Raw genomic sequence first — 24,532 nt, forward strand, 5'->3', positions numbered from 1 at the left:
GTATAGACGAGGTGAATTTTGGAATTGATTGCCGGGCGGAAAGCGAATATCCTTTATGGTAGCCGTTAAGTTTTCAATTACCTTGATTACGTCAATTCGGGATGAATCATTTTTATATCAACTTTCGAATTTTCGTCCCCCTCCCGCCTCCCCCAAAATCGCCCTTGCGATTTTGGGGAGGTGCAGGTGGGGGTAATGATCACTGTATGCCAGGTTTTGATTTTATCCCGAACTCACGTTAATTTGATTATACATCAACCCCGGCTGCGGCATTAAACTTGCAATTCAAGACAATTTATGATATGATTTTGTCACGAAAGCCGAAAATCCCTCCACCGGAGTGATTTTCTTTCGTTTAACGCTCACCAAAGGGCGTGTGGGGGAAGCCCGCAATTCACCATCAGCATTGAAAAAGGATTGAAAACATGCCAACCTCATTCCTGACCAGAGAGGGTTTTGAGAAGCTACAGGAAGAACTGGAGTACCTGCGCACTCAGCGCCGGCAGGAGATTGCTCAGCGTTTGCATGAAGCCATGGAGGGCGGGGAATTGATCGAAAACGCCGAGTATGAGGCTGCCAAAAATGAGCAAGCCTTCGTTGAAGGGCGCATCAAGGAGCTGGAAATCTTGCTGGCAACGGCCCGAATTGTGGATGAAATTCCAGCAGCGGATACGGTTCAGGTCGGCTGCCGGGTAACCATTCAGGAAGAGGGCAGTGACAGCCAGGAGACTTACAGCATTGTGGGTGCGGCGGAAGCAGATCCGAGTGAGGGCAAAATCTCCAACGAATCCCCGCTGGGTAAGGCGCTCCTCAATCATAAGCCGGGCGATAAGGTGCAGGTGGATGCCCCGGCGGGTTCGTTCTGGGTGACCATCGTCAAGGTGGAGTAACCCGGGGGTCGGTCAACCGCCCCGCCCGCTGAACAAGCCGGCGGGGCTTTTTTATGAAAATCTGTGTAGAAAAAAAGGATAGTTGCGAATGGAATTATCTGATCTGGAAAAAATCCGTGTAGAAAAATTGCTCAAATTACGCCAGCAGGGTATTGAACCGTACCCAACCCGAGCCAACCCCACTCACACGACGGCTCAGGTTCTTCGAGAATTTGAGGAGATGGAACAGAATGCCCGCGAGGGCGGTGAATTGCTGCCGGTGCGGGCAACCCTGGCCGGGCGTATTCGTTCGGTGCGCACCATGGGGAAGATCACCTTTGCACACATCGAAGACGGCAGCGGCCGCATTCAACTTTTCCTGCGGGTTAACGAACTGGGCGAGGATCAGCTGACTTTCTTCAACGAATACTTTGACCTGGGTGATTTCATCGAGGCCGAGGGTGTTTTATTCCGCACGCGTACCGGCGAAATCACCCTGCATGTGCATGCTTTTCGGATGCTGGCAAAGGCCATCTCTCCGCTGCCGGCTGCCAAAGATGAAGTGGTGGATGGGCAGGTGGTACGCCATGCAGCCTTGACCGATCCCGAGACCCGTTACCGCCAGCGCTACGCCGATCTGGCTGTCAACCCGGAAGTGCGTGAGGTGTTCCGCAAACGGGCAGCCATTGTGCGTGCGATTCGTGAATTTTTGGATGCGCGCGGCTTTTTGGAAGTGGAAACGCCCATCCTTCAGCCGATTTACGGCGGTGCAGCGGCGCGGCCCTTCATAACCCATCACAATCAACTCAAACAGGATCTGTACCTACGCATCTCGTTTGAACTGTACCTCAAACGTCTGCTGGTGGGCGGGCTGGAGCGGGTGTATGAAATCGGGCGTGACTTCCGCAACGAAGGGGTCAGTTTCAAGCACAACCCCGAATTTACTCAACTGGAATATTACTGGGCGTATGCCGATTACGAAAAGGTGATGAGCCTGACCGAGGAAATGCTGGCGTATATTTGTGATACGGTGCTGGGTACACGCGTGATTCAGTTCGATGGTCACACCATTGACTTGAACCCGCCGTGGCGGCGGCTTTCCCTGCGGCAGGGCCTGATTGAGGCGGTTGGGATTGATATTGCCGAGCATCCCACCACCGAATCGCTGGCGGCGGCAATGCGGGCGCGTAATATCCCGGTCAAACCGGATGCCCCGCGCGGTAAATTGATTGACGCCCTGCTCGGAGATTACCTTGAACCGAGCCTGATTCAACCCACCTTTTTGTATGACTATCCCAGGGATATTTCGCCGCTGGCGAAAAACAAGCCCGGCGATCCCAGCACGGTGGAACGATTTGAGGGTTTCATTGGTGGAATGGAATTGTGCAATGCCTTTACCGAGCTGAACGATCCGTTGGAGCAGGAAAAACGGTTTTTGGAGATGGGGCGGGCGTACGAGGAAGAGGATGAAGAACGGCATCCGATGGATGAGGATTACCTGCGGGCGATGTCCTACGGCATGCCGCCCAACGGCGGTTTTGGCATGGGCATTGACCGGCTGGTGATGCTGCTGACCGACCGGCGTACCATCCGTGAGGTGATTCTCTTTCCTCACCTGCGCGAACGGGATGAGGATTAACCGAATTGAAAAATCAACAATCAGGGCAGCCGGATGGCTGCCCTGTGGTTGATGTATGGGTGATAGAGGCCTGGTTTAGCGGCGGCCGAGACCGTTGAGGATCAATCCGAAGCCGAGCAGGGCCAACCCAAAGTTGATGAAGAGCAGGCTGGCTGTGCCAAACGGCTTGGGCTGGCTGAGGTCTCCGCCGGTAACCGGGATGAGAATGGCGGTGTTGCTGCCGGTCGGCGGTGCAAGCGTGGCGGGTGGCTGCGAGTCGCGGTCTTCATCCCGCCCGGAGCTGGTCGGCTGGGGTGTGGTGACGACGGTTTCGGTGATTTCCGGAGTCGGGCTGCCGGGGTCATCGGTGCCAACCGGGGTTACCGTCTTTGTGGGTGGAACCTCAGTTTTGGTTGGCTGTTCGGTTGGCTTGGGCGTTTCGGTCACTACCGGGGTTTCAGTAGGTGTCGGCGAAGGTGATTCGGTTACTTCCTCGGTGGGTGTCGGCGAGGGGGTCTCGGTGACCTCCTCAGTGGGTGTCGGCGAAGGCGTCTCGGTGACCTCCTCAGTGGGTGTGGGCGAGGGGGTCTCGGTTACCACCGGGGTTTCGGTGGGCGTATCGGTGGGTTCTTCGGTAGGCTCTTCGCACCTGTCAGATGTTGTACTCACCGAGAGGTCATCGCCAAAAGTGACGGTGATGGTCATCGGACCCATGCCGGACACCCAGAAATCATCGGATCCATTGGCGGGGGCGGTTCCACTACCGTTTGCTGAAGTGCTGGAAACCCACTGATAGTCAATATCAAAAGGATTTGGATTGAACACTTCCCAACGTTGTCCGCCGTCGGTGCAGAAGTAAGAAATCTTTAAATCTTCAAAGGGTGTAGCCGTTGGCGTTACCGGCGTGGCGGTAGGGGTGACGGGTGTGGCAGTCGGCAGGCTGCACTGCCCGATGCTGCACTGAGTGCTCCATAAATCACCTTGACCGGGGTGGCCGGGCCGCTGATAGGCTTTGAACATGTAATTTCCCGCAGAACCGTTGGGGTTGGTCTTGGGATCATAGGTCAGGTATGTGCAATTGTTTTTCTTCAAAGCCGGAATAGTGCCGCTGGCAACAATCGTCCCGCTTTTTGGGTTGCCGCTGGCTGCCCAGTACACTTCATAAGAACTGGTGCCTGCCATGTCTCGGTCACCGGTGTTACACACTTTGGCTTTGACCACTTCACAATTGCCGGTGCAGCTCCCTTTGAAGGATAACGAGCTTTTGTCCCAATCAGGAGCAACCGTGGCGCTGACCGGCTGGGGGAACAACCCCAGCAGCAGCCCAAGGATCAACAGGATGCTTCCTAAGGAGAATGTCAATCTGGATAATGAACGATAGGTGTTGGTTTTGTGTTTCATAGTTGCTGCCCTCCCGAAGGCGATAGATAATGATGTAATTAAAAAAACCGACCCAGTTTTAGGTTGGCCGGTTTCGCTACTGGCTCCGCGTATGCCCCTCTCCTGCGGAGAGAAGCGACCATGTTAAGGCATACGCTTCAACGCTTCCAAAATGGTGGATTCACTGCCTGTTTGGGCCGGTTTCGCTCTGGCTCCCTGCATCCGGTTCCTCCCTGTGAGGTCCAGCGACCAGTTTCCTCGATGCAGATCATTGCCGCCTTCAGGCGTGAACCCTTGTTGATTGGTTTGTTCTCTGTATTATAAAGGGTAATACACACCTAATCAATAGGAAAATTGTAAGAAAATCTTATAATTTTTATAGAATTTTGGTGGATAAAAAGTTATAATTATTATCAATAATATAAATAATAGAACAAAAATGGATAAAAAAACCGAATCGGGAGGGCGTTTGAACCGATTCGGTTTCAGAAAAGTGGATTGGCAGGAAGGTTTCTATTCGTTCTTCGGCTTGTCTCAATCCGAGGAAACCCCTCCAGTAATGCTCTTGTGGGAACTGCTGGTTTTGCGGGCTTTGCGCATCATCTTCTCGTGTTCTTTTTGGGCGCGGCGAGCCTGCCGCTGTCGTTCGCGCTCCTCGCGGCGCTGGCGGGAAAAATCGTCCTCTTTTGCCAGTTCACCGCCGGTACGCAGCGCTTCGTAAATAAAGAAAACCAGCAGCAGAGCGGCAACAAACAATACGATGGTGTTGTAAAGGGAAACCTCACCCATCGGTGTACTCCAGGCCGGGTTGCCGATAAAAAATACAACCGTGTTGGCGAGGATGGCCATGACCCGAATTTCGGTCGGGCCGATTTTCCACAACGAGATTTTGAACACGCCCTTGGTGACCATAATCAGATACACCAGAATGGAGATGTTCAGATAACTGATCAGGCCAATCAAAGCCACCCGAAAATCTACGTACGGCGAGAGCCCAATCCCGATAAAGACCAGAATTTCACTGAAGGTGTCTGTAACATGGTCAATGAAAAACCCATACCGCGGCCGTTCGATTTTGCGGTAACGTGCCAGTGTGCCGTCCAGACTATCCCCAAACCAGTTCAGGATAAATCCGAACGAGGCCAGCCAGAGAAAGTAATGACTGATGGAAGTCAGCCAGTATGAAACAAAAATCAATATGCTGGCAGCGAAACCAATGCCGGTCAACAGATCGGGGGTGACCCAGGCCGGCATTTTGCGCGCCAGCCAGGCAAGGGCCGGTCGTTCGAGCGGACCAAACAGAATGTCGTTGATACGTTGGTGATTTTTGAGTTGTTGTTCATCCATAAGGTATCTCCTTCCTTCCCTCGATTTTATTATAGCCCTCTCCGGCGGATATTGCGACCCCTTAATTTTTTTAATTGACGATAATCTGTATAAAGGCTTAATTGCAGTTCGTGGACAATTCGAGTAAAATACATCGGGAAGATAGCGAAAGGGCAGCATGAGCGGACTGCAATTAACACGGGAACAATTAGAGGAACGATTACTGGCGCTGCATCAGGCCAGTTTACAGCTGGTGCAGGAGATTTCACTCGAAACCCTGCTGGAACGGATTGCTGCAGTGGCCTGTGAACAGGCCGGTGCACGCTATGCCGCCGTGGGTGTAATTGGCCCGGATGGGGAGTTACAATCTTTTATCCCGGTCGGCATGAGTGAGGAAGAACTGGCCCGCATGGCGCACCCACCCCGTGGTTTGGGCTTGATTGGCGCGCTGATGCATTCTCAGCAGCCAATTCGGGTGGCGGATATTGCCAGCGACCCGCGCAGTGTCGGCTTTCCGCCGCATCATCCTCCCATGACATCTTTCCTTGGGGTGCCAATTCGCCATGCCGGGCGGCACATCGGGCAGATCTACCTGACCGATAAAATTGACGCTCCCGAATTTACCGCGGATGATCAACTACTGATTGAAATGCTGGCTGCCTATGCGGCTGTGGCAATTACCAACGCGCGCATGTACCAGGAGCTGATTCAGCGAGATCGTATCCTCACCCGCCGCAATGAAAATCTTGCGTTACTGAATGAACTGGCCTCTACCCTTGCCACCTCGGCGGATATTGACCAGATTCTGGACAAAGCCCTCACTCAGGTGCTGGATTATTTGCAGATTGAAGTGGGTGAGGTGTATCTGCGCATGGAGAACAGTCGTACGCTCAAACTGGTTTTGCACCGCGGACATCAGGCAAAATCTCTGTTCGCCAGAGAACAATATCAGCTGGGTGAAGGGGTGATCGGAAAAGTTGCCAAAAACAACCAGCCCAACCTGATTTCCTTGAGTGATACCGGCACGGCTGACCTTCACCCGGATGTGCTGCTGGGCGAATTTCATCAAGTTGCCTGTCTGCCGATTAACGGCCGGCAGGGCGTTTTGGGGGTCTTGTGTGTGGCATCCTGTCATCCCCGTCCGCTAGATGAAATGGAAGTCCAGTTTCTGGCAACCATCGGTTCGTGGGTGGGCACTGCCATTGAAAATGTGCGTTTGAATTTGCAGGGCCGGCGATTGGCGGTACTGGAAGAACGCGAGCGAATTGGCATGGATTTGCACGATGGGATCATTCAGTCCATTTATGCCGTTGGGCTGACCCTTGAACATGCCCGCCTGCTGGTCAAAGAAGACCCGCAGGGAATGCTTCAACGCATTGAACAGGCCATCAGTGACCTGAACAGTACGATTCGGGATATTCGCGCCTATATTTTGGATTTGCGACCGCGTCAGCTGCGCAATGAAAACCTGATGCAGGGCATTCGGCGGTTGATTCAGGAATTCCGGGCCAATACCTTGCTGACCGTCAACCTGCAGGGCTCCGATGAAGAGATGGCGGTACTGGGCGAAGCGCAGGCGGTGGCCCTCTTTCACATTTGTCAGGAAGCGCTGGCCAACATTGCCAAACATGCCCGGGCGCGGACGGTCAACATTACTCTCTGGCTTTCGGCTGAACGGGCGTTGATGGAGATCAGCGATGACGGGCGTGGATTTGACCTTGAGAAGATGCAGATGACGATTGGTCACGGCCTTTCAAATATGCACACCCGCGCCCGGAATGCCGGTGGGGATGTGGAAATCACCTCAGAGCCCGGAAACGGCACAACCATTCTGGCGTGGGTGCCCATTCGTCATGAAGAGTGAATTGAGTAACGGCGATAAAGCCATTCGCGTCCGGCGCATGTTCAGCCGGATTGCACCCCGTTACGACCTGATGAACCGGTTGATGACCGCTGGTCAGGACGTGCATTGGCGGCAGGAGATCATCCGGCTGGCGCGGCTTGAGCCCGGCGCGCGCGTGCTGGATTTGGGAGCCGGCACCGGTGACATTGCCCGCGAAGCGCTGCGTCAGCAGCCGGAGTGTGTTTCGGTTGCGGCGGACTTTACGCTGGGGATGATGCTGGCAGGCAAACCGCGAAATTTACGTGGATTGGTCTGGTGTGCAGCAGATGCGCTTAACTTGCCCTATGCCGATAATACCTTTGACGCAGTGGTTTCCGGCTTTTTGCTGCGGAATGTGGCCGACCTGCCGCGCGCCATTGCCGAACAATACCGCGTGCTTAAACCCGGCGGTCGCTGGGTGGCGCTGGATACCACGCCGCCGCCGCAAAACAGCCTGCTCACCCCCTTCATCCGCTTTCACATGCGGCAGGTCATCCCGCTGCTGGGTGAGGTGATCACGGGCGAACGAGATGCGTATGTGTATTTGCCGACATCCAGCGAGAACTTTCTGCAGGCAGAGACGCTGGCGCAAGTGGTCGAGCGGGCGGGTTTTCGTGAGGTTGCTTTCCGCCGCTATCTGTTTGGGGTGGTGGCCATTCACCGGGCGGTCAAACCCGCCAATTCAACCGTATAATTCGCGCCTGAAAAACTCCGGCAGCGCAAAAGCTGCCTGATGCACTTCGCGGTTGAGGTAGTTCAACCCCTGCGGATAGTCACGCTTCAGACCTTCCTGCCAGGGAACATCGGAGAGGTACATGAATCCAATTCCGCCGCCGGGATAGGTGGGGATATGTGCGTAGTAGTAAGCCGGATAGCGGGAAAGCGTTTTGGCGAAGGAGTAAATTTCTCGAATCAGAGCAGTATCGAAGAAGGGCTGCTCGCACTGGGTGGCGATTGCGCCGCCGGGGTTAAGGGCAGCCGCCATCAGACGGTAAAACTCCTCGCTGAAAAGCCGCTCGGCCATACCGATAGGATCGGTGGTATCCGAAATGATGACATCGAATTTTTCGCGGCCGCCTTCCAGAAAGGTAAAAGCGTCCTGAATGACCAGACGCGCCCGGGGGTCGCTCCACGGGTCACCGAATTGGGTGAAGTACTTGCGGCTGACTTCCACCACCCGCCGGTCGAGTTCACAAACGACGGCTTCTTCCACGGAAGAATGCTTCAAAACCTGCTGAAGGCTGCCGCCGTCACCACCGCCGACGATCAACACGCGCCGGGGTGCACCCTGTGCCAGCATGGGGATATGTGTGATCATCTCGTGGTAACCGGCGTTATCCCGTTCGGTCAGCTGGATGATGTCATCCAGAATCAGGGCTTTGCCGAAAAATTCCGTTTCCAGCACCTGCAAGTGCTGGTAGGGGGTTTGTTCATCTTCCAGTATGGCTTTAACGCGCAGGGCTTTGCGGTAGTAAGGGTGCAGTTCTTCGGTAAACCAAATTCCGCTCATAATCCGTCCTTCAAATCCAAACCGGCTCACTCACTTCGGCGGTGCGGTCAAGATGATAAACCGAGCAGTGTTTGGCGTCGAACAATTCCTGCAAACGCTGTACCAGTGGGGAAATATCCAGGCTCAGATTGCAAGTGAACAGGTCAATCGCGCAGTAACCGTGTTCCGGCCAGGCATGTAAACTGGCATGGGATTCAGCCAGCAGCAGGAAACAGGTAAACCCGTGCGGATTGAACTTGTAAAATCCTTTATTCACGATGGTCAGACCGCTTTCGTCAACGGCGCGGGTGAATAACTCGCTGGCGCGTTCGGCGTCCAACAGCAACTCTCGATCACATTCCGAGAGATCGCAAATAAAATGCTCTCCAAGTTTTAGGGTGTTCACTTGAACCGTCACCTCCTGAAAGTGGTGTAGAAGATTGAAATTAAACAAGGGCTACATTTTCGGATAAAACCCCCCATTTGTCAATCCTTTGGAATAAATTCGTGGTAGGATTGTGCGGTATGGAAAACAGGATCATAGAAAAAGCCGCTGAACGCGGAGTTCCTTCTCAGGTCTGGCGGGCTGGTCAGGAACGCCGCTTGCGGATGATTCGTGAGGCTGCGGGACAACGCTGTAAAGGTACCGTTTTGGTGGATGGCTGTGGGGTGGGAATGTATCTGACCCGCCTGGCAGAGGATGCCCGTCAGGCGGTTGGGCTGGACATTGAACACGAGCGTGCCGTCGAGGCTCACCAGCGGGCTGATCTGGTGGTCTGTGCAGCGGGGGAGGATTTGCCGCTGCCTTCCAACCATTTTGACCTTGTGCTCAGCCATGAAGTACTCGAACACGTTCAGGATGACCGGCAGGCGGTATGCGAGATTGTGCGGGTGCTGAAACCCGGCGGAAGGCTGGTGTTATTCTGTCCAAACCGCGGTTACCCGTTTGAAACGCACGGAATTTACTGGCGGGGCAAATACCGTTTTGGCAACATTCCGCTGGTCAATTACCTGCCGCGCCGCTGGCGCAATCGTTTAGCGCCGCATGTGCGGGTTTATTCGGCTGGTGATTTGCAAAAGTTATTCGACCATCTGCCGGTTAAATTCATTCAACGAACGATGATCTTTGGGGCGTATGATAATTTGATTCAACGATTCGGATTGGCGGGCAAAGCACTGCGCTTTGTCTTGCAGGCAATGGAAAAAACCCCCTTGCGCGTTTTAGGGCTTTCTCACTTTTGGGTGGTCGAAAAGACCGGAGAACTCGACTAAGGCTTAATTCAGGCGAAAATCATAAATTTGATTTTCAACCGGGAATTGCCGCCCGCAATTCGGACAGGTGATAACCGGGGGAGTATCTTCCAGGGTCGTTTGGCAGGCCGGGCAGGCAAAAAATCCGCTGACGGGATTGGGGAGAGAGGCTTTTACCGCATGACAACGGACGAAAACACTTGGACTGAGCTGCCACCAATTACCGGTCAATTGTGCCAGACTGTCCATGCCGACCAGCAGCGGCAGGGGCAGGATGCGTTTCAGCAAGTCGAATCGGAAATGAGAAACGGTCAGGGTGCGTTCGATGGCAAAACCGGATTGACGCAACCATGAACGGATTGTAGCGGGGTGGAAATCAAAATTCAACGGGGCAAATTCAACCGGTTCAGGCCCAAACGGATTCCAGGTCTGTTTTTTCAACCAGTAGCGCAGGATTGCTTTCAGATTTTGTTTGTTGGCAAATTCGAGGATAAAGACAGCGTTGTTTTGCAATACCCGCTGCACATTGTCCAGCGCGAGGCGGGGTTCTGCCATGTGATGCAGGGTGCGGATCATGGTTGCACCGTCGAAAAGGGAAGGAACAAAGGGCAGGTGATAAATATCGGCTGCCACATAGCGGTATTGGGGGCGGTCACCCAGCCGGGCACGCGCCTGTTCCAGTTGTGTGCGCGAATAATCGAGCAGCACAACCTGTTCAAAACCGGCGTAACGGGGAGTGTTGCGGCCTGCTCCGGCACCCAATTCCAGCAGGAGATGTCCCTGGCCAGGCAGCAGGCGGCGCAGAGCAACTGCCTCAACAGCATCTTCGTAAGCGCGTCTGCCCTGTTCCCAGAAGCGCTGTTGATAATCGGAACCTTCGTAATTGCAAATGGGTGGTTGTGAGGTCATCTTGCTTTAAGAAGTGCGCCGGGCAGGTTTGCCGGCGGCGCCCAGAGTGACCACCTTACTGCTGCTTCCTCTCGGACCTGACAGGGTTCGGCGGATTCTGCCGCGCCGGTCCCACCCGGACGCGCGCTTATCATACCGCAGGTGTGGCAGTCTGTCAATTCAGGCAGGGTAGATCAGGTAGGTTGCGCTGATGATCAGGAAGATCATCGAAAGCAGAAAAAGCACGCCGGCTGCCACCCAGATACCCAAAAAAGCCAGGAGGTTGCCCACAACCAGCAGGATGATCCAGGCCACCATTAAAGTTGCCACATTGCGCTGGCGATTGACCAATGGCTGATGGGTCTTAACCCACCGTTGCCAGCCGCCAAGCGTACCGGCCAGAGTCAGGAGTGCCAGCAGCAGGGTAATGTGATTTCCGTTCAACCAGGGCAGGTTGACCAGCACAATACCGCAGGTGGCTGTACGGCTGGGCAGGGGAAAACTGCGGAACAGGTGCAGACGCACCAATACCAACCGCCCCCAGGCCGCATCTTCTGCTGAAACAAACCATTCCAGCTGGCGGGTTTCGCGCGGCTGCATTTCAATAATGACACTCTCCTCGCGCATGAGGGTCACAAAGCCGTAACTGACGTGAATACGGGCAGTTTGGCGCAGGATGCGGTCGGTTGGATTTTGCAAACGAATAGAAATCGTTCCGATTTCTTCAGGGGTAATGAATTGCGGGCAGCGCAAATTATTGAGAATCACATCGGCGGAGACGGCAGGATCAAACAGCGATGCTTCCAGATCAGCCCAGGCGCTGCTGCCCCACCAGATTAAACCCGCCAAAAGCCCGGATACGAACAATATAAAAGCCAGAAGAGATGAGAGAGCTTTTGAACGATTCATGGCGGGATAAGTTTACCACGGCTTGTAGCGGAATGGTTTTTGAAGGTCACCCTGATGGACGAATTGTCTTGTGCATCCGATAAAATAACCTCGGAATAGGAAAAACAAAGACACTACCTTAAATGACCATCATGGTTGAAAAGCGTTATTCATGGAAAGGTGCCTTTTTCGAACGATGCAAAACTGACCGTAAAATAATCCCTGCAATGCCTGCCAGCGCGAGCAGAGTTAAGAAGTTTTGAACCTCAAAGATTGAAAACCATCCCAAAAATGGGTTTGAGCGGGTGAGCGGCGCAAAGGGCTGCACATCGGCGTGAACCACGCTATCCAGCAAGACATGGCTGATTGCACCGCTCATCGCCCCCAGCCAAACGCCAGGCGGAGAAATTTCTGCTTTTACCACGAACCGGCTCAGATGCAGCCATTGCAAAACCGTTTTCAAAATCCAGAATAGAAAGATGGTAAGGAGAGCTGCGATCAGCGCGCCCGGCAGGGTGTGGAAAAATCGGTGGAGCGGATCCTGCCGGGTGAGGGCGTAGTAAAGCGGTTCAACATCAATGATCACATTGGCGGCACAAAAAGCCAGCAGCCCAAAACGCTGCGGTGCCGCCGCTTTGGCTGCCAGACCTGCTCCAAAGTGGAAAGGGGTTACCGGCATGGCAGGATTACCCGATGACCTGTACCTTGGTGCCGCCCGGCATGGAGATGGTCATTTCGCCTACATCGTAGGGAATGTGCGGTTCCGACCAGCGGAAAATCCACTTGGCATCATCCGGAGCGGCGTTGATGCAGCCGCGTGAACGAGGGGTGCCGAAATCGTTGTGCCAGAAGGTAGAATGAATTGCCTCGCCATTGCCGGAAAACAGGATTGTCCAGGCAATGCCCGGTAGATCCCAGCCGCTGCCGCTGACTCCCCCGCTCATATGGTGAGAGATTAACTTACGCCAGGTGGGCATGGTTCCAACCGGCGTTGACCATTTGTCGGTGGGATTGCCGTCCTTATCGAACTTAGCACCGGATGAAATGCGGCAGGTGTACACCTCGCGATTGCCTTCATAACAGGAGAGCATCTGGTAGTTCAAATTAACCACGATGCGTTTGTCCTCCGCATCCGGATGGATGGGTTCAATCTCCTCGCGCGTCAGTGGTCGGAAGCCGAAAGCCGGCGCCCAGAGGATATCACCATAACCATACTTCTGCGTGACCCGGTAATACACCTCGCCATCGCTGCCGGTGCGCAGGTCGTCAATCCAAAAAATTTGACTGTAATACAGACGCGGGAATTGAGCTTCTCTCAGCCATGGGGCGCGGGCTGGCGGGTTGTGGAGGGTGACATCCAGATAGGGAACGGTAACCTCAGCCCACATACCCCTGCCCAGCGGGCCGGTGGGTAATTCGCTGACCGGCTGATTGGGTAAATAGCGCACCGGTTGGAGGCGTGGGGCGTAAATGTAGCCTTCGGGGGTTTCCACCCAGCGCCGGCTGAGGGTCAGGCCGGGCGGTTCACCAACCACCTCACGCAGCCATATAACAATATGGTCATCATAAATGGTTTTCAACTGCTGGCTGTCGGCAGAGGGCTTTGACCAGATGGAAACTCGACCGGAGGTAACCCGCCCAAGGCGCTCGGCATCCGGCCATTCCTGCAAAAGCCGCTGCCACGCCAATTTTGGCTGAAAAGCCAGTCCACCCAGCGCGGCTAAACCCAGTTTCAAAAACTGCCGGCGGGAGAGGGAATTTTTGTGGTTCATCGGTTCACTTTCACTCATCTTAAGACAAATAAGACGATGCCTCCCAAAATAAATAAGGCGAGCGCTGCCCACAACCAGAGCGGCGTACCTTCTTCCCGCATCACTGGCGGAAAGGAGTAATCCGACATATTTTGAGGGGAGGATTGACTTGTATTCACCGATGAAAGAGGGAACAATTCGTTTTCTTCCTCATCATCTTCTTCCCCCTCAATTTCGAGGCGGATGCTTTCAATAAAAGCCTCACTGCCTTCGCCAAACAGGTTGTCCAGTTCCTGATAGGCTGCTCGTCGTACGGGTTCGTCTTCCTCGTAAAGCGCAATTTCTGCCAGTGTGCGCAGCGCGCTCATCTCCTTAAAACGGCTCAGCGCGCGTACCGCTTTCAGGCGCAGGTTAAGGCTGGGTTCATGATTGAGAATGAACAATAACCCATCCAGTGTCCTGCGCTCCTCGGCAGTCAGTCCTCTCTCCGGCGAGGGGGTGGTTTCGGACAAAAAATCATCCATGCTGTAATTGTACCCCAGCACAACACCTGTTCTGAGCGGTGTTGCGCCAATTTACCAAAAACGGATTAACCTCAACCCCAGCCATGCCAGACCGCCTAAAGCAAGCGGGTAAATCACAAAAAGGAATAAATGGCTTATAATCGGGGTCTGGCGCAGCGCCGGCAGCCAGCCTTGTTGAGCGATCTTCGCTAAAAAAGTGTACCAGGTTGCCAATCCGAGCAAGCCGGCCAATCCGTTTAGAATGATTGCCCCGATCAAAACAATCCAACCGATTAACAGAATTTTGAGGATCATCACAGGTTTATTGTAAAGGGAAAAGATGAAAACGATATTAATCCTTGCCATGCACGGCTCACCGCCAAATGATTTTCCCAAACGTGAATTGGGTGAGTTTTTCGCCTTGCATGCCCGCTTTGAAACCGCGCCGACCAGCATGGATGAAGCCAGCCGAAGCCGCTACGCAGAACTGGATCAAAAGATGCGCCGATGGCCGCGAACAGCCGAGAATGACCCGTTTCACGCTGCAAGCCTTTCGCTCGCCCATTTGCTCAGCAGAGAAAGCGGTCTGGAAACACGGGTGTGCTTCAACGAATTTTGTGCGCCCACGCTGGAAGAAGGTGTGGAGCAGGCAGTCAAAGACGGGTTTGAGCGTGTCATTGTGGTTACCCCGATGATGACACGCGGCGGCGAGCATGCCGAAGTTGAAATTCCCGCCCAGATTCAACATCTACAATCTGAATACCCCGACCTTCATTTGATTTACGCCTGGCCGTTTGAAGAAAGGGAAATTGCCCGGTTTTTAGCAGCTCAAGTCCGGCGATTTTTGGAATAGGGTTTGTGGTTCAATTGGGGCTGACTGGATTCTGCAGCCAGTTCAGCAGCGAATCAGGCGGGTCGCTTTTGCAAAAGACAGCGTTAACCTGCTCAATCCAGGCCTCTTTTCCGGTAATTTGTCCGCTGCACAGGGCGGCAATCATCAGGTTGGGGCACAACAATTTGAGAGTTTCCAGCAATTCGCGCAGGCTGCGGTCATCCCGACAGGGTTTCAAGCCTTCCAATTCGGTATCCAGCAGCAGCACTTCCGGACAGTATTGGGTGGTGAGATTCAAGAGACGCACCACGTTATCCGCTTCGGCAAGCAGTTGATGACCGGGCTGATGCTCGAGAATCAGCCGTAATGCCGTGCAAACTTCGGGGTTGTCATCTGCCAGTAAAATTCTCATTGGATTACTTTCACCATTTCGATATTTCCAACCGGCAGCCAATCATCCATGTTGTTGAATGCACTGCGGTTGAATTTGAATGGTTGAATTTCCTGCAAGGAATCAATTTCAATCAGTACCAAATATCTTTTACCGCCCCAGCGGTTGACCTGCTTCTCCGAGAGGTTGAGTTGGACTTGATGATCTTTTAGAATTTCCAATGAAAGTTGCCGGCTGACCGGGCCGAATTGGTTGACCTGTTTTGCCAGTGCTGAGGCGAGAATCAACCCCTCACCATTATTTCGAGCGAAGAACAAACGATCTCCGTTCGCAACGCGGTCGTAGGGTATTTTTCGGCCACTGGCAGAACGCACAATCATCGTCTTCGCGCCATTCAATAATTGTTCCATCTCTTGCGATTTTGTATCCACATACACGATGTGATCCATGACATTTTCCTCAAGTCAATCGTTATATTTTGTTCAGGTTCAGTGTATCGAATCATGCGATATTAATCACCTGCGAGGAGTGGGATTTCTACCTGCCCGGTGGATGGAACTTTTCTTAGCCGAAAGGATAGGACGGATTAAAAAATCCCCTTACTGCAGCCCATAATAGACGGCCAGAAAGGGGTGAACGGCGAGGGTCTTAGGAATTCAGATTTTATGCTTTAGAGCCAGCGAGACGGCCTCAGTGCGGGTAGTGACTCCCAGTTTGGAAAGAATGCTGCTGACGTGCGATTTGGCGGTGGAAAGGCTGACAACCAGCCGCTCGGCAATTTGCTGATTGTTCAAACCCTCCACCATCAGCGCCAGCACTTCTCTTTCGCGTTCGGTCAAATCATCCCCCAATTTACGTTGATGAGGTCGAGATGCCTCAATCAGTACTTCAGCGGCTTCCGGCGCAAGGGTGGGCTTGCCTTCAAACGCCAGCCGGATGGCACGTGCCAGTTCATCGGCGGACAGGTCTTTGAGCAGATAGCCGATTGCGCCTGCTTCCAGCGCGCCTTTGACCAGTTCTTCATCCTTGAAACTGGTCAGGGCAATGACTTGAGTCTTTGGGAACTTCTCTTTGATACGGCGGGTGGCAGCTGCGCCATCCAGTACCGGCATCATCAAATCCATCAGCACCACATCCGGTCGGTGCTGGTTGACCAGTGCAATGGCCTGTTCACCGTTGCGGGCCTCTCCAACCAGCTCGAAATCTTCGTAAATGCTCAAAAAGGATTTCAAACCGTTGCGGACAACACTGTGATCATCGCAGAGCAGTATGCGGATTTTTTTATCAGCGGTCATCGGGTTTCCTCCCTAATTGGTTTGAATATCAGTAGACTGCCAGTAGAGGGTGATGGTTGTCCCATTTCCCGGTTGGCTCTCCACAGAAAATTGAGCGCCTGCCTGTAAGGCCCTCTCACGCATGATACCCAACCCAAAATGATCGGGTTTGAGTTTTTGAAGGTCAAAACCGATGCCATCATCCCGGACAGTTAATTGCAGCCCATCTTCAGTGTAGATCAGGCTCAGCCATGCCTGAGTGGCTTCGGCATGCTTGGCAATGTTGTGCAGGGCTTCCTGAGCCACACGGTAAAAGGCAACTTTGACATCCAGCGGCAGAGGGCGGTTGCCTTCAATGGTCAAAGAGAGGGGAATGCGCGCGCGTGCGATGAAGGCGTTACCCAAATGGCGAATCAGATCGTTTAATTCGGCTTCCTGCATGGCAGTTGGCCGCAACTCCACCAGCAGCGTGCGCATCTCCGCCAGAGCGCCGCGGGTTAATTCGCGTAGCTCTTCCAGTTTTTTCTGACCTTCCTGCGGATTTTTCTCCCAAATGCGGGGCAGCACTTCGGCAGTCAGGGTGGTGGAGAACAGGGTTTGGGTGACGGCATCATGCAGGTCTCGTGCCAGCCGGCTGCGTTCTTCCAGAACGGCGGTTTCTTTAACTTGTTGGATAAGACGGGCATTTTCAATTGCCAGCGAAGCCTGGTCGGCATAGGTAACGGCCAGATCTATCTCTTCCGGTGAAAAGTTGCGGGGTTTGGCATAATACAGGGCAAGCCCGCCGTAAATTTGGGATTTGATCACCATCGGTACCGCCAGAACAGCACCATAACGATCCGGAAACTGTTGTAATTTAGAAACCAACCGGGAATCCAGTTGAATGGTTTCGCCCTCTGAGGAATGTACCGTGTTTCCGGAAAACACTGCCGTCGTGTCGTTGACCTGAACCGGAGTACGGGTCAGAACTGCTTTACCTAAGGCGCCCTGTCCGAGAGGTAAATGTATGGAGGCAATGTATTCCGGAGAAAGCCCAACTGAAGCCTCAGGAATAAGCAACTTCTTGTCCGCATCGAGACGGTGAACGGCTACAGCCTTTGCCTCTAACAGTTGCTGAGCCTGAGTGACGATGACATTCAGGACTTCATCGAGGGGGCGTTCGGTATTCAGGATTGAAAGAATTTCGCGCAGGCTTTCTGCTACCCGGCGACGGCGTTCCGCAACCTGAAAGAGACGGGCATTTTCGATTGCCAGCGCAGTTTGATCGGAAAGTATGCGCGCCAGCTGGATGTCTTCTTCACTGAATTTACGCGGCTGGGCAAAATGGAAGGTGATTGCGCCAAAAATCTGCCCACGGATGAAAAGCGGTGTTTTCAACAGGCTATGATAATGCCTGGCGGTTGCTGCAAGACCGGCAGCCAGTAACGGGTCTTGGGCTGAATCCTCCCGTGCCAGCCGGGGTGTGTACACAGCTGGAATGTCCTCAATGATCACCACATCGCCGTCCATGAGGGCCTGATCCGTCAACCCCTGATAGAAAGGGGTTTCCGAAATGATGTCAAAGTCGGCAGGCAGGTCACACTGGGCAACCGTGCGCACGCGGTTTTCTTCCACAAAGGTTTGCCGAATCATGGTCGAATCAGCCTGCAGCCATTCTTTTGCCTGACGGGCAATGACTTGCAGGATTTCGCTCAGCGGCTGATTAGAATTGATCAGGCGCAGAATTTCGCGCAAGCCTTCGGCAACCGCCTGACGACGTACCGACTCCTGCAGGGTGACCTGATCGGTCAGGTCAATGATCATGCCGTCGAAATGGGTAACGCGGCCGCTTGCATCGCGCTGCGGATTGGAAATGGTTTGAATCCATACCCAATCTTTTTTCTGCCGGTGAAAGACGCGGGTGATCTGGTTGTAGGGTTCACCGAATTGAGTCGAGCGGCGGTTGGCCTCGCGCACACGAGGCAAATCCTCCGGATGAATATTCTCGAACCAATTCTCAAAACGGGTTGGATCAACAATCCCGACAATTTCCTTAAGCGATGGGCTGACAAATACCACTTTACCGCCGAATGGTTTACGCGGGTCGAGTTCAATACGGTAAAGGGCAAAACGGCGGGCATTTTCCACCAGCGACTTCAACGCCTTCTGCGTTTCCCGTTCAGTTTCCTGGGTCAGTCCCTGCTCAGTGGCCTCACTGAGGATACTTACAATGCCAATTACCTGTTCGTCTTGAAAAATGGGAGCAATCACAGCATCCCAGTAAGAAAGCATTCCGCCGTTTTCAACGGGGAAGGCATTCACCTGCAGGGTCTTGCCTCTGAAGACCTCATCAAGTGAAAGATCGAAGAAGCCGCGCTGCCCGGGTCTAAAATCCGGCAGGCACACACCGGGTTTTAACTCGTCCGGGGTAAGGGAGGTATAACGTTCAGCCATCAGAGCAAAAGTGGGGTTACAGCGCACCAGCCGAAAGCGGGCATCGAAGATGGCAACACCGATGGGGATTTGGGAAAAAACCAGCTCCAGCAGAGTTGGGGAAAGCGATTCCAGAGGATTGGGGCCGGTAGAAGGACGGGTTTTCATTTCAGGTTGAAAATAAAGGACAATCCAGTCAACTTAATCATAACATTGCTTGAATTATTTTCGCCCAAAATCTGCTGGTATTTGTCCCCAGTTCTCGGTATCCCATTTCAGGAGAGGATTTTCAAAAGAATTTTCGTTCAACCACATTTCGGCGCGGTCAATTAAATCAAATAAAGGTGCGTTTCGGTCGTCTTTCTTAAGTTTGGTTTTGCATTTCTTGTCTTTTATCCATTGGAGCGCGATTTCAGAGTCGGTGTAGATTGGACTGGTGATGCCCTTTTTCTTAAGGAGCGCCAGCGCGTGGACAATTGCCAGAAATTCACCGATGTTGTTGGTGCCGTTTTCGAATGGACCTTGATGGAACAGTTCTTTGCCGCTGGTGGTGTGCACACAGCGGTATTCCAAAAGACCGGGATTGCCGCTGCAGGCGGCATCCACACAATAACTATCTGCAATCGGCGGCGGGACTACCAGAGCGGCCTGCGAGAAACGGCTGGCTTGAAAACTTTTCCGTGAAGGAAACCTCAAAGCAGCCTGAGCTGCTTTGAGGTTTCCAAAAGAGAGAAATTCCGCATTTGGGAAGCCCTTAACGGCTGCCTCGCAATCTTGCCAGCTGTCAAAGATACCGGTTTTGCGTCCTTTCCAGACGACGTAAAAGGTTTTTTTCGACATTTCTTAGGATTATACTGGAAATGTTCATATTAAACTTCCATTCCAGTATTTATAAATGGCATACGCCAAAAACAGAACCACCAGGAGATAACTGCCTAACTTGCGGTTTTGAAGGGTGATGGAAGGGCCGCGTTGAAATTGAAGAAGGGTAGCAAAAACGCCGGTGATTAAGCCTGCTACCGGTAAAAAACCACCAAATGCCGCCGGGGTTAAACCATAGACAAACCCCTGAAAGGCGTGCAGCATTCCGTTCGGTTGAGCAGAACCGCCCAAAAATCGAAATACGACGTAAATGAGGGGTGTGAAAATTGCAGTGATGATGAGCATTTCAAGAATGATCAGGCCCATTGCCACCGGATAAGAAAACCAGCCCATTTGGGGTAAGAGGGTGTCTTTCCAATAGGGGAAAACATCCATTTGTGCGCCGAGTGATGAGTTGAGCGGCGTTGCGCCATTTACCCCAAAACTCCATGCGATGACCGAGCCAAGCGACAACCAGACTGCAAGCAAAGTCCAATGAATCAGGGGCATTTTCCAACTCGTTGAGAGACGAATTTGTTCAAAGAATTCATCTGGGGTGAGCATGATTTTATAGAATGGCATCAGAATGGTTTTCATCATGAACCTATCAGGCAAGATATTCTGATGTAAAGGCGGAGATTGAAGATTGACTGCCAGTCTTTAGGCATTCCCTTAATGCGGTTTCTAACACCTGCTGGAATAAAGCAGCTTTCAGGAAGACATCCTTATGGATGAAGCCGCCTGCTACCCGGTATTGTTTGTATTGCGGAAAGCGCTCCAAATATTCAGGCAGCAATTGACTGCCCCAAACTTCGTCTTTCTCGCCAATAATCTGAATCACGGGAATATCAAGCCGGATATTCTCATCCAGTCCGGCCTGGGATTCATCCAGCGTGGCTTCCAGCGCATATTGAAAAGATTTTTTGTATGATTTGGGGGTGCGCTTAAGCCCTTCCAGATAAGCCTTTACCAGTTCGCGCTGGCTGGTTGCATCGTAAGCAGGATCGAAATCGGTATAGGCCGGCGGCAGCTTGCCTAAATACATTGCAGAAGTAAGGTTGAGGATTAATTTGAGCAGTCCGGTTTTCAGCAGAAAACGTGCAATTCCATTGTTAGAACTGAGAGTTGGCGAAGAAGCCACCAAAACAACTCGCTCAATGCGAGGATCAATGGCAGCCAGATCCAGGGCAATCGGCCCACCGTAAGATACCCCCATGGCTGTGATCGGTTGGTTTAAACCTAACAAATCCAGCAGCCGGCGCATATCGTGCGCATGATCACGCACCGAGAATTTTTGAGGGAGGGGGGAACTGCCGCCATCGCCGCGCCGGTCAGGCAGGATGATCATGTCAAAAAAGCCTTTGTCAATTAAGTGGCGGGAGGGGCGTTCGATGAGGGTGTGGTTGCCACCATTTCCCCCGCCATGAATATAAATTGCCGCTCGTCGAGGATTGGGAGAGGATTGAAGCACCTTTACAAACATACTGGCATCAGGTTCAATGGTAATGGTCTTGGTTTCGGTCCGAATGTTGGCGTTGGTAACTCTGGCAAGCATATTTACTCCACTGATTTTTTTAATTGTTTTGTAACATCCGAGAGTATAAGCACGAAAACTTTGTAATTCATCAACCAAAAGAGAAAGTGAAAGTCATTCTCTAGGTGGATTTTTTAGCCCTCCATTGGATGGGGGAAGGGATTCCATCCATTGATCTCTGGCTTTAAGTTCGCATTCGAATAGTTTGCTTTTTACATCGAGCAGGAAGAATTTTGATGCCCAATCCGAATACTGGAATGATCTTTCAGCTGGTTTGACGTCTGCAAATTTTTCTCATCTGCTGGTTTTCCCGGTTCAGCAAGAAGGCTCATTCTGCGCCGGTGATATGACTTCTCCCTGAAATCCGTTGAATAAAGTGTGACTTGAAGCACATTACAGGTCGTTTAAGAATGGATATACTGCGATGGAGGATTAATTTTTTCAGAGGACTTAATAATGAATGCTTTACTCGTTTATCCGCAATTTCCCGATACGTTTTGGTCTTTCAGACACGCTTTAAAGTTCATTCGAAAAAAAGCATCCTCGCCGCCGCTGGGATTGGTCACCATTGCGGCGCTTCTTCCGCCAGCCTGGGAGAAACGCATTATTGACCTCAACACCAACCACCTTGATGATGAGGATATTGCCTGGGCGGACATGGTGTTCGTTTCAGCGATGGTGGTGCAAAGAGATTCTGCCTATGACGTGATTCACCGCTGTAAACTGGCCGGAAAAACGGTTGTGGCGGGTGGGCCGCTCTTTTTGGGTGAATGGGACAAGTTTGGCGAAGTGGATCATTTTGTGCTTAACGAAGGTGAGCTGACCTTACCGCTCTTTTTGCAGGATTTAGAGAAGGGTTCTCTTCAACGCGTGTATGCCAGTGAGGAATTTGCGGATATGACCCAATCGCCTGTCCCGTTATGGGAGCTGGTGGATACCCGCTATTATGATTCGCTCAGTATTCAGTATTCGCGCGGCTGCCCGTTCAACTGTGATTTTTGTAATGTAACGGCAATGCTGGGACACCGTCCGCGAACCAAAACGGCTGCTCAAATCATTGCCGAGCTGGATAAGATGTACGCGCTGGGTTGGCGCAGAAATATCTTTTTTGTGGATGACAATTTCATCGGTAACCGTAAGGAGCTCAAAGAAGAAATTCTACCGGCGCTCATTCGCTGGCGAAAGGGAAAGAAAGGCTGTTACTTCATTACCGAGGCTTCCATCAATTTGGCAGATGACCCGGAATTGATGAAGATGATGGTTGATGCCGGTTTTACCTCGGTTTTTGTAGGTATTGAAACGCCGGCGGAAGAAAGTCTGGCGGAATGCCACAAAGGACAGAACTTGCGCCGCAATCTGGTGGAAAGTGTACAACGCCTGCAGCGGTTTGGCTTGCAGGTCATGGGAGGCTTTATTGTCGGCTTTGACAGTGACCGTCCCACTATCTTTCAACAGCAGCTGGAATTTATCCAGAAAAGCGGGATTATTACGGCAATGGTGGGAATGCTGCAGGCACCTTATGGCACGCGGCTTTATGAGCGCATGGAAAGAGAGGGCCGCTTGTTGCAGGATATGACCGGTAACAACACAGACGGTTCGACCAATATTCTTCCGAAAATGGGATTTGAAACCTTACGCAAGGGATATCAACAGTTGATGGATGAATTATACAGCCCGCATAACTTTTACCAGCGCGTGCGGAATTTTCTTGAGATGTACAATCCCCCGCGCCTGAATGTTGCGATTCATTTTGAGGAAATTTATGCATTTTTCTCTTCGATATGGCGTTTGGGGATTACCGGGAAGGAAAGAAGGGAATACTGGCGGTTGTTTTTCTGGACGCTGTTCAGGTATCCGCGCAAATTTGCGCTGGCAATTACCTTTGCCATCTACGGTTACCACTTTCGACAGGTCAATGGCAGCAGTTAAGCATCCGGTATAGCCCGGTAACCCAGCCGCTGTATTTCGTTCAGAATGCTCTCTTCGGTGATTTGATCGTCAAAAAATTCAATTATTAAAGTCGCCCGATGATAACTGGCTTCGGCTTTGATTACTCCTGCCAGGCGGTCTTCAATGCTCTCCAATTTCATTGCACAATTGGGACATTGCATGTCGGTTATTTTGAGGGAAAGTTTCTTTTTCATGGGACTATACATCCTCAAATATGATCACGCCGCCGTACATCCCCATTGAGCAGGTATAAACCAGCCGCGTTCCGCTTTTTTGCGGGGGAATTTCAATTTCCATCCTCCCGGTGGGTTTCAATAATTCCTGAATTCCCAAAGAAGGCACCGTAAAGGCTAACGAACAGGAATAAACATCCTTGGAGATTAACCGCAAGCGGGTGGGCACATCCGCTCGGGCATGAATGAGTGCGGGTTCATAACCTTCATTACGTACCCGGATGGTAATCAGCTGGGTGTCGGAGTTCTCGCTGGAAAGATCGCTTTCAAATTGGACTAACGAGGGAGTCGGGTTGGTGTTGATGGTTTGGTTAAACCAACGGGTGATTGAGATGGGCGAGCCTGCCAGAGCGATTCCACTGTCAATGGTAACAATTGCCAGTATCAAAACGATGACAGCAACGAAGCGAAGGAAGTACTTTTCCAAACGAGCACCAATTTGAGTGGTAAAGTAAGCCACAGCAAAGAAGAGCGGTGAAGTACCCAAAGTAAAGGCAAACATCAGTGCCGCACTTTCTATGGGATTAGCAGTAGCCAGGGCGGCAGCCATCATAACCTGAGTGACTCCACAGGGGATCAAGATGGTGAAGGCTCCAAGAAAGGCAGGGGTTAACCAGGAGGATTCGGAAGTCTGATTGGCTTTTCGGCGCAGCCAGCGGCGGAGAAATGCGGGCGGTTCAATGACAAAAAAACGAAAAATGGGGTGAACATTCAACATGCGTAAGGCAGAGCCGAGCATGAAAATGCCAATTCCGATCAACAGAACGGCGCGGCTGATTGGGGAAAGCTGGAATAATTGCCCTGCCAGACCGAGCAAAAAGCCCAGGCCGGTATAGGCAATCAACTTCGCAAGTAAAAAAATCAGAATCGGACGCGCCAGTTGAGGGTGTGCCTGTCGGTTTGGATGCTTTTTGCGCTGTTTTTGAGGCGTCTGTTGAATGTTTTTTTCTATCTGGTTGGCAAGCGAGCTGGCTAACAAACCGCCCTGCACAGCCAGACAACTTAATCCGCCGGTGGTCAAACCTGTGATAAAGGCAAGCAGAATGTTGGTCATTAAATCTACCTGAAATTCGATTTGATGAAGAATGTGGAAACAATATACCACAAATAAGGAATTTTTTGTCCGATTTTTAGTTTTAAGAATATCACCCCCTGATGGGGGCGGGCGGGCGAAGATTATGCTGGCGGGGAGGGCGGGAT

Annotated in this window: 26 protein-coding genes and 1 other RNA gene; 7 read left to right on the forward strand and 20 right to left on the reverse strand. The window is 52.2% G+C overall.

From position 1 onward, the window contains the following. The first annotated feature begins 425 nt into the window (after nucleotides 1-425). Together greA and lysS are read left to right on the forward strand one after the other, a co-directional pair. Nucleotides 426-890, forward strand: coding sequence for a transcription elongation factor GreA (gene greA, locus ACWIZX_RS06800; protein WP_448335243.1), 465 nt, complete (start codon nucleotides 426-428; stop codon nucleotides 888-890). A gap of 88 nt (nucleotides 891-978) precedes the next feature. Then, nucleotides 979-2,508, forward strand: a complete 1,530-nt coding sequence (gene lysS / locus ACWIZX_RS06805; RefSeq protein WP_322792193.1) for a lysine--tRNA ligase — start codon at nucleotides 979-981, stop codon at nucleotides 2,506-2,508. A 75-nt stretch (nucleotides 2,509-2,583) separates the two neighbouring features. On the opposite strand, the gene ACWIZX_RS06810 is transcribed toward lysS, so the two are convergent. Then, a complete protein-coding gene (locus ACWIZX_RS06810) occupies nucleotides 2,584-3,888 on the reverse strand; it encodes a hypothetical protein (protein WP_448335244.1) in 1,305 nt (434 codons plus the stop codon). 513 nt (nucleotides 3,889-4,401) lie between these two features. After that, nucleotides 4,402-5,214, reverse strand: coding sequence for a CDP-alcohol phosphatidyltransferase family protein (locus tag ACWIZX_RS06815; RefSeq protein WP_322792191.1), 813 nt, complete (start codon nucleotides 5,212-5,214; stop codon nucleotides 4,402-4,404). A gap of 157 nt (nucleotides 5,215-5,371) precedes the next feature. On the opposite strand from ACWIZX_RS06815, the gene ACWIZX_RS06820 reads away from it, so the two are divergent. Together ACWIZX_RS06820 and ACWIZX_RS06825 are read left to right on the forward strand one after the other, a co-directional pair. Continuing rightward, nucleotides 5,372-7,057 carry a sensor histidine kinase gene (locus ACWIZX_RS06820; RefSeq protein ID WP_322792190.1) on the forward strand — a complete coding sequence of 562 codons (1,686 nt, stop codon included), beginning with the start codon at nucleotides 5,372-5,374 and terminating at the stop codon, nucleotides 7,055-7,057. Further along, the gene (locus ACWIZX_RS06825; protein WP_322792189.1) at nucleotides 7,047-7,769 is read left to right on the forward strand and encodes a ubiquinone/menaquinone biosynthesis methyltransferase; all 723 of its coding nucleotides are present in this window, start codon (nucleotides 7,047-7,049) and stop codon (nucleotides 7,767-7,769) included. The genes ACWIZX_RS06820 and ACWIZX_RS06825 overlap by 11 nt, the downstream gene beginning before the upstream one ends. Here the strand turns inward: ACWIZX_RS06825 and speE are convergent. Together speE and speD are read right to left on the reverse strand one after the other, a co-directional pair. Continuing rightward, a complete protein-coding gene (speE, locus tag ACWIZX_RS06830; RefSeq protein WP_322792188.1) occupies nucleotides 7,758-8,585 on the reverse strand; it encodes a polyamine aminopropyltransferase in 828 nt (275 codons plus the stop codon). The genes ACWIZX_RS06825 and speE overlap by 12 nt on opposite strands. 10 nt (nucleotides 8,586-8,595) lie before the next feature. Further along, nucleotides 8,596-8,970 (reverse strand): adenosylmethionine decarboxylase, encoded by a 375-nt coding sequence (gene speD / locus ACWIZX_RS06835; protein WP_322792187.1) that lies wholly within the window; start codon nucleotides 8,968-8,970, stop codon nucleotides 8,596-8,598. A 119-nt stretch (nucleotides 8,971-9,089) separates the two neighbouring features. On the opposite strand from speD, the gene ACWIZX_RS06840 reads away from it, so the two are divergent. Further along, entirely contained in the window at nucleotides 9,090-9,836 is a 747-nt protein-coding gene (locus ACWIZX_RS06840; protein ID WP_322792186.1) for a class I SAM-dependent methyltransferase, read from the forward strand. A gap of 3 nt (nucleotides 9,837-9,839) precedes the next feature. Here the strand turns inward: ACWIZX_RS06840 and ACWIZX_RS06845 are convergent, their stop codons facing one another. The 7 genes from ACWIZX_RS06845 to ACWIZX_RS06875 form a co-directional block, all read right to left on the reverse strand. Beyond that, nucleotides 9,840-10,724: a methyltransferase domain-containing protein gene (locus tag ACWIZX_RS06845; protein WP_322792185.1), complete on the reverse strand. Its 885-nt coding sequence runs from the start codon at nucleotides 10,722-10,724 to the stop codon at nucleotides 9,840-9,842. Between the two features lie 17 nt (nucleotides 10,725-10,741). After that, an RNA gene (ffs, locus tag ACWIZX_RS06850) (signal recognition particle sRNA small type) lies at nucleotides 10,742-10,841 on the reverse strand. 42 nt (nucleotides 10,842-10,883) lie between these two features. Next, nucleotides 10,884-11,612 carry a hypothetical protein gene (locus tag ACWIZX_RS06855; protein ID WP_322792184.1) on the reverse strand — a complete coding sequence of 243 codons (729 nt, stop codon included), beginning with the start codon at nucleotides 11,610-11,612 and terminating at the stop codon, nucleotides 10,884-10,886. A 145-nt stretch (nucleotides 11,613-11,757) separates the two neighbouring features. Beyond that, on the reverse strand, nucleotides 11,758-12,270 hold the full coding sequence (locus ACWIZX_RS06860) for a metal-dependent hydrolase (RefSeq protein WP_322792183.1): 513 nt from the start codon (nucleotides 12,268-12,270) through the stop codon (nucleotides 11,758-11,760). A gap of 7 nt (nucleotides 12,271-12,277) precedes the next feature. Beyond that, nucleotides 12,278-13,363 (reverse strand): L,D-transpeptidase, encoded by a 1,086-nt coding sequence (locus tag ACWIZX_RS06865; protein WP_322792182.1) that lies wholly within the window; start codon nucleotides 13,361-13,363, stop codon nucleotides 12,278-12,280. A 14-nt stretch (nucleotides 13,364-13,377) separates the two neighbouring features. Next, on the reverse strand, nucleotides 13,378-13,866 hold the full coding sequence (locus ACWIZX_RS06870; RefSeq protein WP_448335245.1) for a HEAT repeat domain-containing protein: 489 nt from the start codon (nucleotides 13,864-13,866) through the stop codon (nucleotides 13,378-13,380). A 51-nt stretch (nucleotides 13,867-13,917) separates the two neighbouring features. Next, on the reverse strand, nucleotides 13,918-14,160 hold the full coding sequence (locus ACWIZX_RS06875; protein ID WP_448335246.1) for a DUF7672 family protein: 243 nt from the start codon (nucleotides 14,158-14,160) through the stop codon (nucleotides 13,918-13,920). A 25-nt stretch (nucleotides 14,161-14,185) separates the two neighbouring features. Between ACWIZX_RS06875 and ACWIZX_RS06880 the strand changes: the two genes are divergently transcribed. Continuing rightward, nucleotides 14,186-14,698 carry a sirohydrochlorin chelatase gene (locus tag ACWIZX_RS06880; protein ID WP_448335247.1) on the forward strand — a complete coding sequence of 171 codons (513 nt, stop codon included), beginning with the start codon at nucleotides 14,186-14,188 and terminating at the stop codon, nucleotides 14,696-14,698. A 10-nt stretch (nucleotides 14,699-14,708) separates the two neighbouring features. On the opposite strand, the gene ACWIZX_RS06885 is transcribed toward ACWIZX_RS06880, so the two are convergent. The 7 genes from ACWIZX_RS06885 to ACWIZX_RS06915 form a co-directional block, all read right to left on the reverse strand. Then, the gene (locus tag ACWIZX_RS06885) at nucleotides 14,709-15,089 is read right to left on the reverse strand and encodes a response regulator transcription factor (RefSeq protein WP_322792178.1); all 381 of its coding nucleotides are present in this window, start codon (nucleotides 15,087-15,089) and stop codon (nucleotides 14,709-14,711) included. After that, nucleotides 15,086-15,517, reverse strand: coding sequence for a hypothetical protein (locus ACWIZX_RS06890; protein ID WP_448335248.1), 432 nt, complete (start codon nucleotides 15,515-15,517; stop codon nucleotides 15,086-15,088). The genes ACWIZX_RS06885 and ACWIZX_RS06890 overlap by 4 nt, the downstream gene beginning before the upstream one ends. Before the next feature lie 207 nt (nucleotides 15,518-15,724). Continuing rightward, on the reverse strand, nucleotides 15,725-16,363 hold the full coding sequence (locus ACWIZX_RS06895; protein ID WP_322792176.1) for a response regulator transcription factor: 639 nt from the start codon (nucleotides 16,361-16,363) through the stop codon (nucleotides 15,725-15,727). A gap of 12 nt (nucleotides 16,364-16,375) precedes the next feature. After that, entirely contained in the window at nucleotides 16,376-18,922 is a 2,547-nt protein-coding gene (locus tag ACWIZX_RS06900) for a GAF domain-containing protein (protein WP_448335249.1), read from the reverse strand. 54 nt (nucleotides 18,923-18,976) lie between these two features. Then, entirely contained in the window at nucleotides 18,977-19,594 is a 618-nt protein-coding gene (locus tag ACWIZX_RS06905) for a ribonuclease H1 domain-containing protein (RefSeq protein WP_448335250.1), read from the reverse strand. A 24-nt stretch (nucleotides 19,595-19,618) separates the two neighbouring features. Continuing rightward, nucleotides 19,619-20,125, reverse strand: a complete 507-nt coding sequence (locus ACWIZX_RS06910) for a hypothetical protein (RefSeq protein WP_448335251.1) — start codon at nucleotides 20,123-20,125, stop codon at nucleotides 19,619-19,621. A 97-nt stretch (nucleotides 20,126-20,222) separates the two neighbouring features. Continuing rightward, nucleotides 20,223-21,170: an alpha/beta fold hydrolase gene (locus ACWIZX_RS06915; RefSeq protein ID WP_448335252.1), complete on the reverse strand. Its 948-nt coding sequence runs from the start codon at nucleotides 21,168-21,170 to the stop codon at nucleotides 20,223-20,225. A 435-nt stretch (nucleotides 21,171-21,605) separates the two neighbouring features. Between ACWIZX_RS06915 and ACWIZX_RS06920 the strand changes: the two genes are divergently transcribed. After that, nucleotides 21,606-23,078 carry a B12-binding domain-containing radical SAM protein gene (locus ACWIZX_RS06920; RefSeq protein ID WP_448335253.1) on the forward strand — a complete coding sequence of 491 codons (1,473 nt, stop codon included), beginning with the start codon at nucleotides 21,606-21,608 and terminating at the stop codon, nucleotides 23,076-23,078. On the opposite strand, the gene ACWIZX_RS06925 is transcribed toward ACWIZX_RS06920, so the two are convergent. Continuing rightward, complete coding sequence (locus ACWIZX_RS06925; RefSeq protein WP_448335254.1) at nucleotides 23,075-23,293, reverse strand: cation transporter; 219 nt, start codon at nucleotides 23,291-23,293, stop codon at nucleotides 23,075-23,077. The genes ACWIZX_RS06920 and ACWIZX_RS06925 overlap by 4 nt on opposite strands. Before the next feature lie 4 nt (nucleotides 23,294-23,297). Next, complete coding sequence (locus ACWIZX_RS06930) at nucleotides 23,298-24,386, reverse strand: urease accessory protein UreH domain-containing protein (RefSeq protein ID WP_448335255.1); 1,089 nt, start codon at nucleotides 24,384-24,386, stop codon at nucleotides 23,298-23,300. Nucleotides 24,387-24,532 lie beyond the last annotated feature (146 nt).

This window comes from Bellilinea sp. (genome assembly GCF_053501535.1).